The 8,243-nt window shown below is 69.0% G+C and carries 7 protein-coding genes; 3 read left to right on the top strand and 4 right to left on the bottom strand.

All coding sequences use genetic code 11. The annotated features are described in order from the left end of the window. Positions 1-416: 416 nt before the first annotated feature. From WS45_RS18660 to WS45_RS18645, 4 genes are all read right to left on the bottom strand, one after another. On the bottom strand, positions 417-2,303 hold the full coding sequence (locus WS45_RS18660) for a sigma-70 family RNA polymerase sigma factor (RefSeq protein ID WP_082721964.1): 1,887 nt from the start codon (positions 2,301-2,303) through the stop codon (positions 417-419). Next, a complete protein-coding gene (locus WS45_RS18655) occupies positions 2,287-2,604 on the bottom strand; it encodes a high-potential iron-sulfur protein (RefSeq protein WP_059701014.1) in 318 nt (105 codons plus the stop codon). Before WS45_RS18655 ends, WS45_RS18660 begins: the two co-directional genes overlap by 17 nt. A gap of 75 nt (positions 2,605-2,679) precedes the next feature. Next, positions 2,680-3,939 (bottom strand): c-type cytochrome, encoded by a 1,260-nt coding sequence (locus WS45_RS18650; RefSeq protein WP_059701013.1) that lies wholly within the window; start codon positions 3,937-3,939, stop codon positions 2,680-2,682. An 82-nt stretch (positions 3,940-4,021) separates the two neighbouring features. Further along, complete coding sequence (locus WS45_RS18645; RefSeq protein ID WP_059690429.1) at positions 4,022-5,749, bottom strand: methanol/ethanol family PQQ-dependent dehydrogenase; 1,728 nt, start codon at positions 5,747-5,749, stop codon at positions 4,022-4,024. Positions 5,750-6,187: 438 nt separating this feature from the next. Between WS45_RS18645 and WS45_RS33750 the strand changes: the two genes are divergently transcribed. The 3 genes from WS45_RS33750 to WS45_RS18630 are packed head-to-tail and all read left to right on the top strand — an operon-like array spanning position 6,188 to position 8,230. Next, positions 6,188-7,075 carry an energy transducer TonB gene (locus tag WS45_RS33750; protein WP_257140530.1) on the top strand — a complete coding sequence of 296 codons (888 nt, stop codon included), beginning with the start codon at positions 6,188-6,190 and terminating at the stop codon, positions 7,073-7,075. Between the two features lie 10 nt (positions 7,076-7,085). Continuing rightward, positions 7,086-7,805 carry a MotA/TolQ/ExbB proton channel family protein gene (locus tag WS45_RS18635; protein WP_059701011.1) on the top strand — a complete coding sequence of 240 codons (720 nt, stop codon included), beginning with the start codon at positions 7,086-7,088 and terminating at the stop codon, positions 7,803-7,805. Continuing rightward, on the top strand, positions 7,802-8,230 hold the full coding sequence (locus WS45_RS18630) for an ExbD/TolR family protein (RefSeq protein WP_059701010.1): 429 nt from the start codon (positions 7,802-7,804) through the stop codon (positions 8,228-8,230). Before WS45_RS18635 ends, WS45_RS18630 begins: the two co-directional genes overlap by 4 nt. Positions 8,231-8,243: the final 13 nt, after the last annotated feature.

Raw genomic sequence — 8,243 nt, 5'->3', positions numbered from 1 at the left:
CTCGTGCAGAAGCCTTCGTAATCCTGCTCGGCTTCGGCGGCCAGCGCGCGGTAGGCCGGCATGCCGGAAATGGTCGCGCGCTCGCGCGTGTCGGCCGTCGGTTCGAAGATTCGGCGCTCCTGCAGGATCGATACGAGGGCAGTCAAGATGGTCTCCGTGGAAAGCGTTGGGTGTCGCATGACCGTTGAAACGCAACTTGCATGCCAATTGCGTGGGTTTTCGGCCGGAAAGGCGTGTGTGCACGTTGGCGCACGGTTCCCGATAATTGATCTGCATTGCAGATCAATGAAAGATGGAACGAGCGGCGTTCTTGTCAGCGTGAACGTTGCGTCGAAATGCAGCAGGGGGTGTTGCAGGCGTCAACACGACGCACGACGCACGACGCGCGGCGTGCGCGCCGTGGGACTGAGGGCACGCTATGCGATGAACGACCGCAGCACGCCGAGCGCGTCGGACGCACGAAGGCGCGTGAGCGCCGACGCCTCGATCTGCCGCACGCGTTCGGCGGACAGGTTCATCTGGCGGCCGATGTCGCGCAGCGAGCAGCCTTCGTCCGCGTGCAGCCCGTAGCGCAGCCGAAGCACCATCGCCTCGCGCGGCGGCAGCCGGTCGATCGCGGCAGCGATCGTGTTGCGCAACTGGGTGGCGCCAGCGGCGTCCTCCGGCGACGGCGACGACAGATCCGGCGCGACGTCGGCGAACGTCATGTCGCCTTCCGGCGAAACCGGCAGGTCCGCCGACACCGGTTCCTTCACGATCGCCAGCAGGTCGCGCACCTTGTCGACCGGCTCGCCCATGTGGACGGCCAGTTCGGCAGGCGTCGCGGCCGTGCCCGCGCGTTGCCGATGCTCACGTGCGAGCCGCGTCAGCTTGTTCAGCGCGTCGACCGTATGCGTCGGCACGCGGATCGTGCGGCCGAGGTCGGCGAGCGCATGCGTGATCGCCTGCCGGATCCACCAGGTCGCGTAGGTCGAGAATCGGAAGCCGCGCCGGTAGTCGTAGCGCTCGATGGCCTTCAACAGGCCGATGTTGCCTTCCTGGATCAGATCCGCGAACGGCAGCCCGCGATCGGGATAGCGCTTCGCGATCGACACGACGAGCCGCAGGTTCGCGTCGAACAGGCCCGCTTTCGCCGGCTGCATCGCGCGTTCGATCGCGCCGAGCCGGGCATCGAGCGACGCGGTCGCGCCGGGCGGCAGTTCCGACGCCGGGGCATCGCGCACGATCGCGACGCGTGCGTCGACGAATTCCGCCGCGCGTCGCGTCAGCGTCGCCGCGCAGGCCGGGTGCGCGGCAATGCACGACGCGAGCCAGCCGGCGTGATCGTCGTAGTCCGTCTGCGCGAACGAGGGCGGGACGCCCACGTCGGCCAACAATCGCGCCAGCCGGCCGCGCAGCGCGCGGTGCCGGCGCGCGCGGCTGCGTAACGGTTCGCTCATTCGTTCGAGTGTGCGAGCGGACAGACACAGCGTGCCGAGCAGCGCGGCGGCGTCGCGTACGTGCATGCGATACGCGGCAGACGCGGTGCCACCCGAGGCCAGCGCGGCACGAATGCCGTCCGCGAATGCGTCGATGCGGGCGAGCCGTGCCAGTACCGCGTCGCGCCAGGCCGAATCCTCCAATGGCGCGTCGTCGTCGCGCCCGGGCTCGCCGGCGGCGGCAGGCGAGGCGCCTGCATCGGCGTCAATGGACCGTCGGGCGTCGCGCGTGGCGTCGGCGAGGAAGATCACATAGGTCGATGCGGCGGCTCGGCATTCGGCGATCTCGGTACGAATCGACACGAGCGCATCGAGCGCATCGGGATCGCCGCACAGCACCGCGACCGACGCCGCGCGACCACGCTCGATGCGCTGCGCGTATGCGAATTCCTCGTCGCGCGTGAGGAGCGGCGTCGTGCCCATCTCGCGCAGGTACAGCCGGACCGGATCGGTCGTGCGCGGCGCGAGCAGGTCGGCGGCGGCGAGCGTGCCGGCGCCGTCGACCCACGCACGGGCGGGCGGCGCCGGCCGGAAGTAGCGGTCGAGCGTCCAGCCGCTCGCGGCATCGGCGCTGTCCGACACCGCGATGCCGAGTTCGGCGAGCACGGCGGCGGCCGCATCGATGCGGCTCTCGCTCGCATCGTCGTCGGGCAGCGCGTCGATGATGTCGCCGCGCGTGACGAAGCCGCGCGACAGGCCGGTCGCGATCAGCGCGTGCAGATGCGCGACCGCGTGCGGCGGCGCGCCGTCGTCGCTGCCGGCCGCCGGCGCCGGTGCGTGTCGCGCCGGCAGCCCGTCGCGCGACGCGTCACGCGCGCTTCGCATACACGTTGCACCAGCCGTCCGCCGCGACCAGCTTGCCGGCGAACATCGGACACGTGCCGGCGGTGTCCGCCGCTTCGCCCTTGTAGAAGCGGCAATTTGCACAGCGCTGGCCGGCCTGGTATTTCGGGAACTGCGCGGCGTCCACGCTGGACGCATGCGCGCGATAGCCGAGCGTCTTCGCGGCGGGGTCGTTCTCGTCGACGAGGGGCGGCGCCGCGCATGCGGAGCGTGCGGCGGCGAGCGTCGCGCACAGGCCGACGGCGTTGATGATGAAGGTTCTGCGGGAGGTCGGGTACGTCACGGTCGTTTCCTGTTGAAGATGAAATCGTGGGGACGGGCGCGGCCCGCATCGCGTGTCGAAGCCGCCTGCCCGGCGTTACTGGCTCGCGTCCTTGTGCGCGGCGGGCCCGGCGACGAGCGGCGCGGTCGACGCGTGAGCGGTATCGGCCGTCAGCTTGTTCTTGCTGGCGGCATAGCCGTTCGACGCGAGCAGGAAGGCCATCAGGTCCGCGTATTCGTCGTCCTTCAACTTGCCCGGCTGATCCGCCGGCATGTTGGTCGCCATGTAGCCGAACACGCCGCCGATCGTCAGGTGCGAATGCGACAGCGGCGCGAACGACGGGCCGCTCAACGCGGGCGCGGTGTTGCCTTCGAGATCGGCGCCGTGGCATTTGGCGCACGCATTGCCGTAGATTTCCTTGCCGTGGGCGACCTGGGCCGCGTCGAAGGACGGCGCGGCGTCACCGGTGCTCGCGCCGACGCGGATGAAGCCACCGCCGGCCGGCACGTTGCGCGCGCGCAGCAGGCTACCGGGCACGCGGCCTGCGCTCGCCGTCGCGCCGTCGAGGAAATGCGACGGCATACGCGACTCGTGCGCCTCGAGCGCGCTGCCGGGCAGCGTCCACTTGCGGGTCAGCGCGGCGAGCCGGCCGTTGTTCTTCATTTGCGTGAGCGCCGCATCGATACGTTGCTGCAATTCGGCCGAGCGCGGCGCGAACGCAAACGTGAGCTGCCATTCCGCATACGGCGACGACGTCGCACCGATGCGGAACGCCTGTTTCGGATGGGCGGCCTGATACGCGACGACTGCCGGATACCAGACGATCGCGCGATGCGCGCGGCCGCGCGCGACCGCGTCGACCGTTTGCTCGGATGTGTTCTCGAGATCGAAGCGTGCGTTTTTCTGCTGAACCGCGATCAATTGCGCGGGGCTCGCGTAGGTGGCCGCGACGATTTCGCGGCCGGCGGCCGGCGCGCCGGCATCGCGGCGCGTGACGCTTACGTAACCCGAGCGCAGGTATCCCTGCGAGAACAGCAGTTTCGTATCGGATGCGTCGGCGATGGCCGAGCGCGGAAAACCGGCGAGCACGTCGCAGTCGTGTTCGAGGATGTCGGCGAGCTCATGCGCGGACACGCCGTCGTCGTCGTTGCCGCCCGCGTCATGCCCGGAGAAGTTCGCGGCGATGCCGGCCGTGCGGAACACGTCGCGGGCGACGGCCTTGTCGAGCGCGGCCGTCGGCGTGCCCGGCAGCGAGCAGACGCGCACCGCCGTCGCGGCCGTGGAGAGCGCCGGTGTCAGCGCCGTGCCTGCCGCGAGCGCACAGGCCACGGCGAGGCGGGAAAGTCGGATGTTCATGATCGTACGCTCGGTTGAACAGGAGAATGGGAGGGGCGCCCACGCCGGCGGCGTGGGCGCAAAACGGTTGGCCGGATGCCGATCAGCCGCGGTCGAGGGCGAACACGTACAGCGTGCCGCCGCGCGGCACGTCGTCCGCCGCCTTGGCCATCGGGCCGCCCCAGATCGGATTCGCGCCGCCGTAGCCGGCGAGTACCGCTACGTACTCCTTGCCGTCGACTTCAAAGACGGACGGCTGCGCGATGATCCCGCTCGCGAGCTTCGGGCTCTCCCACAGCACCTTGCCGGTGGCGACGTCAAACGCGTACAGGTGGCCGTCGAGCGAGCCGCTGAACGCGAGGCCGCTCGCGGTCGTCGCGACGCCGCCGTTCCACGGCAGCTTGCTCCAGTGGCTCCATACCTTCTTGCCGGTGTTCACGTCGATCGCCTGGAGTTCGCCGTAGCCTTCGCTGCCCGGCTCGGGCTTGATCTCGAAGCCTTCGCCGAGATACGGCAGCCCTTCCATGTAGTTGACCGACTTGCCCGACAGGCTCATGCACGCATGCAGCGCCGGCACGATCGCGAGATGGCGCACGGGGTCGTACGACACCGACCACCAGTTCTTGCCGCCGAGGAAGCTCGGGCATGTGTCGATCGTCGTGCCGACCTTCGGATACTTCGCGGGATCCTGGATCGGCGCACCGTCTTCCGTGTAGCCGGTCACCGACGTCGCCTTCACGAACGGCTCCGCATAGATCAGCTTGCCGGTGTCGCGATCGATCGCATGGAAGTAGCCGTTGCGGTCCGCGTGGATGATCGCGTCGTGCTCCTTGCCCTTGTACTTGATCGTCGCGAGCACGGGTGTGTTGACGCCGTCATAGTCCCAGGTGTCGTGCTTCGTGTACTGGTAGTGCCACTTGAGGTCGCCGTTCTTCGGATCCAGCGCGAGCAGCGAATCGGAGTACAGGTTGTCGCCCGGGCGCAGGTCGGCGAGCCACGGTCCCGGGTTGCCGACGCCCCAGTACAGCGTGCGCGTCGCCGCGTCGTAGGTGCCGGTCAGCCAGGCCGGTGCGCCGCCGTGCGCCTGCATGCCGTCGGGCCAGGTGTCAGCGTGCTTCTCGCCCTGACCGGGAATGGTGAAGCGTTTCCACAGCAGCGTGCCGTCGTTCGGGCTGAGCGCCGCGATGAAGCCGCGTGCGCCGTATTCGCCGCCCGAGCTGCCGACGACGATCGCGCCGTCGAGCGCGAGCGGCGCGAGCGAGAACGCATAGCCGAGCCCCGGCTCGAACATCTGCTTCTTCCACACGAGCGCGCCGGTCTGTGCATCCAGCGCGGCCACCTCGCCGCTCAGCATCGCGACGTAGACGTTCTTGCCGTACAGCGCGACGCCGCGGTTCACGACGTCGCAGCAGGCCGTCTTGAATGATTCGGCGCCGAGTTTCGGTTCGTATTTCCACAATTGCGCGCCTGTGGCCGCGTCGAACGCGTACACGTTGTCCTTCGGCGTGGTCACGAACAGGTAACGGCCGTTGACGATCGGCGTGGCTTCGAAACCCTGCTTCAGCTCGGCCGGAAACTTGTAGCTCCACGCTTGCGTGAGCTGCTTCACGTTCGATGCGTCGATCTGCTTGAGCGGCGAATGCGCCTGGCCGTTGTACGTGCGGTAGTAGGTGAGCCAGCCCGGATCGCGTTGCGCATCCGTGAGCCGCTGGTACGTGACGGCCGGATAATCCGCGGCAGCGTCCACCAGGCCGGGATTCAGGGCGATCGCGGCCGCCGCCGCGATTCCGATCGTTGCCAGTCGGCTCGTCGAAGCCGAGAGTTTTTTCATGGTTGTCTCCAGAGTCATTGTGGTCGCACCGCGGCCAACACATGGCCGGGCCGGCAGGGTGGGGATCCGGGTCCAGTGCGCAGCCAATCACGCAAATCGCATGCCACTGAGGCGCGCGCCCTGTCGCGCAAGGCGAAGCGGCCGATCGTGCGCGCCGCGACGACGTGCGCGGCGTGGCGGGGATGATCCGCGTGTGTTGCGTTCGGGGACAGCCGCATGTCGAGTGTTGCGAAACATGACAGTGCGGTGCGCGGCCGCAGGCGTCGCCTCGTTGATCCAAATTGACACAGGCGCAACAGGGGTGGCACGAACTGCAACAGGTGCGCGGTTGCGTATCGATGCGTGGCGGCTTCGATCGGCGGCCGGCTGGGTGTTGTGCGGATCGGCATGCTTCTTGCCGTTCGACACGGGAATGATTCCGCGCAACGAGAGACCGCCATGCATGTCCCGATTTCGTCCGATGCTGCTCGCAGGTGCGAGCGCCGCCGCATGGTCGCGCTCGCATACGGCATCGCGCCCGCCGGCCCGTACGCGGCGACGATGGAGATGCCGCAGGCCGCGCGGGCCCGCGAACCGTTGCCAGCCGTCGCGATAACGGTATTCGCCGTTCATGCGGCGATCATGGTCGCCCTGTGGCACGCATGGGTATCCGATGGACGCCCGACGCTGCCACACGCACTCGCCGTCGAGGTGGACGCGAGCGAATTCGCGCGGGTGGCAGAGCCGGGTGTGCATCGTCGGGGGGATGCCGCGACGCAGGTTCCTCACGCGGCTATGCCGTCGCATTCGAGACGAGAAACAGCCGTGCATCGAGAGGCTCGCCCGAGTGTGGCCGCAACGCATCAGGCCGATCATGCAGGTCCTTCGCACAAGCCAGCCGCCGCCACCGCGGCCGCGCAGCCGGACAGTGAACGTTGGCGAACCGTACCGGGGCAGGAGCCAGCTCAGCCTGCCGCTGAAAATGCAGCGGCGGATACCGCGACGGATGCCGCGCATGCGATGCGGGGCGCGCAGTCGTCTACCGAACCCAAACCAGAACCCGTCACCGCACCGCGCTTCGCGGCGGCCTACCTGCGCAATCCCGCGCCCGACTATCCGGACGTCGCGCAGCGGCGCGGCTGGGAAGGCACCACGTTCCTGAACGTGCATGTGCTCGCGACCGGCCGGCCCGATCAGGTGCTGCTGTCGGCGAGCAGCGGACACGACGCGCTCGACGACGCGGCCGTCGCGGCGGTCTCGGACTGGCGCTTCGTACCGGCGAAGCGCGGCACGGAATCGATCGACGGCTGGGTCAGGGTGCCGGTCGTGTTCAAACTCGGAAACTAAGGAATCCGTCATGTCAGATTACATCCACTACGCGGTCGTCGGCGCATTTGCACTCCTCGCGGTGCTGTCGGCCCTCACCTGGACGCTGATCGTCGTCAAGACGCTGCTGTATGCGCGCGTCGCGCTCGGCAACCGCCGTTTTGCCGCGCGCCGCGGCGATCGCCCGGCGCTGTCGATGCCGACGGACGACGATGTGGCCGCCAGCCTGAACGCGCGTCTGCAAGGTGCCGTGTGCATCGCATTGCGCGATCTCGACGCGCCCGAGCCGCACGCACCTGCCGCGCTGGTCGCGTGGGATCGCCGCGATCTGCTCGAACGCACGCTCGCGCGCGAGATCCGGCGCGCGCAGCGGTCGCTCGAGCGCGGGCTTACCGTGCTCGCGTCGATCGCGAACGTCGCGCCGTTCGTCGGGCTGTTCGGCACCGTGTTCGGCATCGTCCATACGCTGCAGTCGATGACGGCGTCGGCCACGAACGGCATCGATGCGATCGCGGGGCCGATCGGCCAGGCGCTGGTCGCGACCGGCATCGGCATCGGCGTCGCGATTCCGGCCGTGCTGGCGTACAACCTGTTCCTGCGGCGGCTCAAGACCGTGACGGCCGGGCTCGACGAGTTCGGACAGGACCTGATCATGCTGGCCGAGCAGCGGCGGTTCAGGATCGACGCGCCGGTGCATGCCGCGCTCCCGGCCGCGAGTAATGCGGCCGCCGTGCGTCGGGCGGCCGTATGAGGACGGATAACCGCGAAGCCGACGCGGGCGAACCGCTCGGCGAGATCAACGTGACGCCGCTCGTCGACGTCGTCCTCGTGTTGCTGGTGATCTTCATGGTCGCGGCGCCGCTGATGACGCATGCGATCCGCATCGACCTGCCGAAGGCGGCCGCCCCGGCGCGCGACATGCGTGCATCGACCGTCACCGTGACCGTCGACGCGCACGGCGCGGTCCGTATCGACGGCGCGCAGGTCAAGGCAGCCGAGGTCGAAGCCGTGCTGGCACGCCGCGTCGCGCGCGACCCGCGGACGAGCGTCAGCCTGCACGCGGACCGCAACGAGTCGTTCGGCACCGTGGCCGGTGTCATCGCGTCGATCGGGCGCGCGCGTGTCGCGCGTGTGGCGATCGCGACGGCGGACGGCGATGCCAGTACGGCACGGTGAGGCGATCGACGGC

This window comes from Burkholderia sp. RF2-non_BP3, from assembly GCF_001522185.1.
Classification (GTDB): domain Bacteria; phylum Pseudomonadota; class Gammaproteobacteria; order Burkholderiales; family Burkholderiaceae; genus Burkholderia; species Burkholderia diffusa.
This window is presented reverse-complemented; position numbering and strand designations above follow the sequence as displayed.

Coding starts and splice junctions, on each gene's coding strand:
- WS45_RS18630 (WP_059701010.1), top strand. CDS start 7,802: ATGAGGACGGATAACCGCGAAGCCGACGCGGGCGAACCGCTCGGCGAG.
- WS45_RS33750 (WP_257140530.1), top strand. CDS start 6,188: ATGCATGTCCCGATTTCGTCCGATGCTGCTCGCAGGTGCGAGCGCCGC.
- WS45_RS18645 (WP_059690429.1), bottom strand. CDS start 5,749: ATGAAAAAACTCTCGGCTTCGACGAGCCGACTGGCAACGATCGGAATC.
- WS45_RS18635 (WP_059701011.1), top strand. CDS start 7,086: ATGTCAGATTACATCCACTACGCGGTCGTCGGCGCATTTGCACTCCTC.
- WS45_RS18660 (WP_082721964.1), bottom strand. CDS start 2,303: ATGCGAAGCGCGCGTGACGCGTCGCGCGACGGGCTGCCGGCGCGACAC.
- WS45_RS18650 (WP_059701013.1), bottom strand. CDS start 3,939: ATGAACATCCGACTTTCCCGCCTCGCCGTGGCCTGTGCGCTCGCGGCA.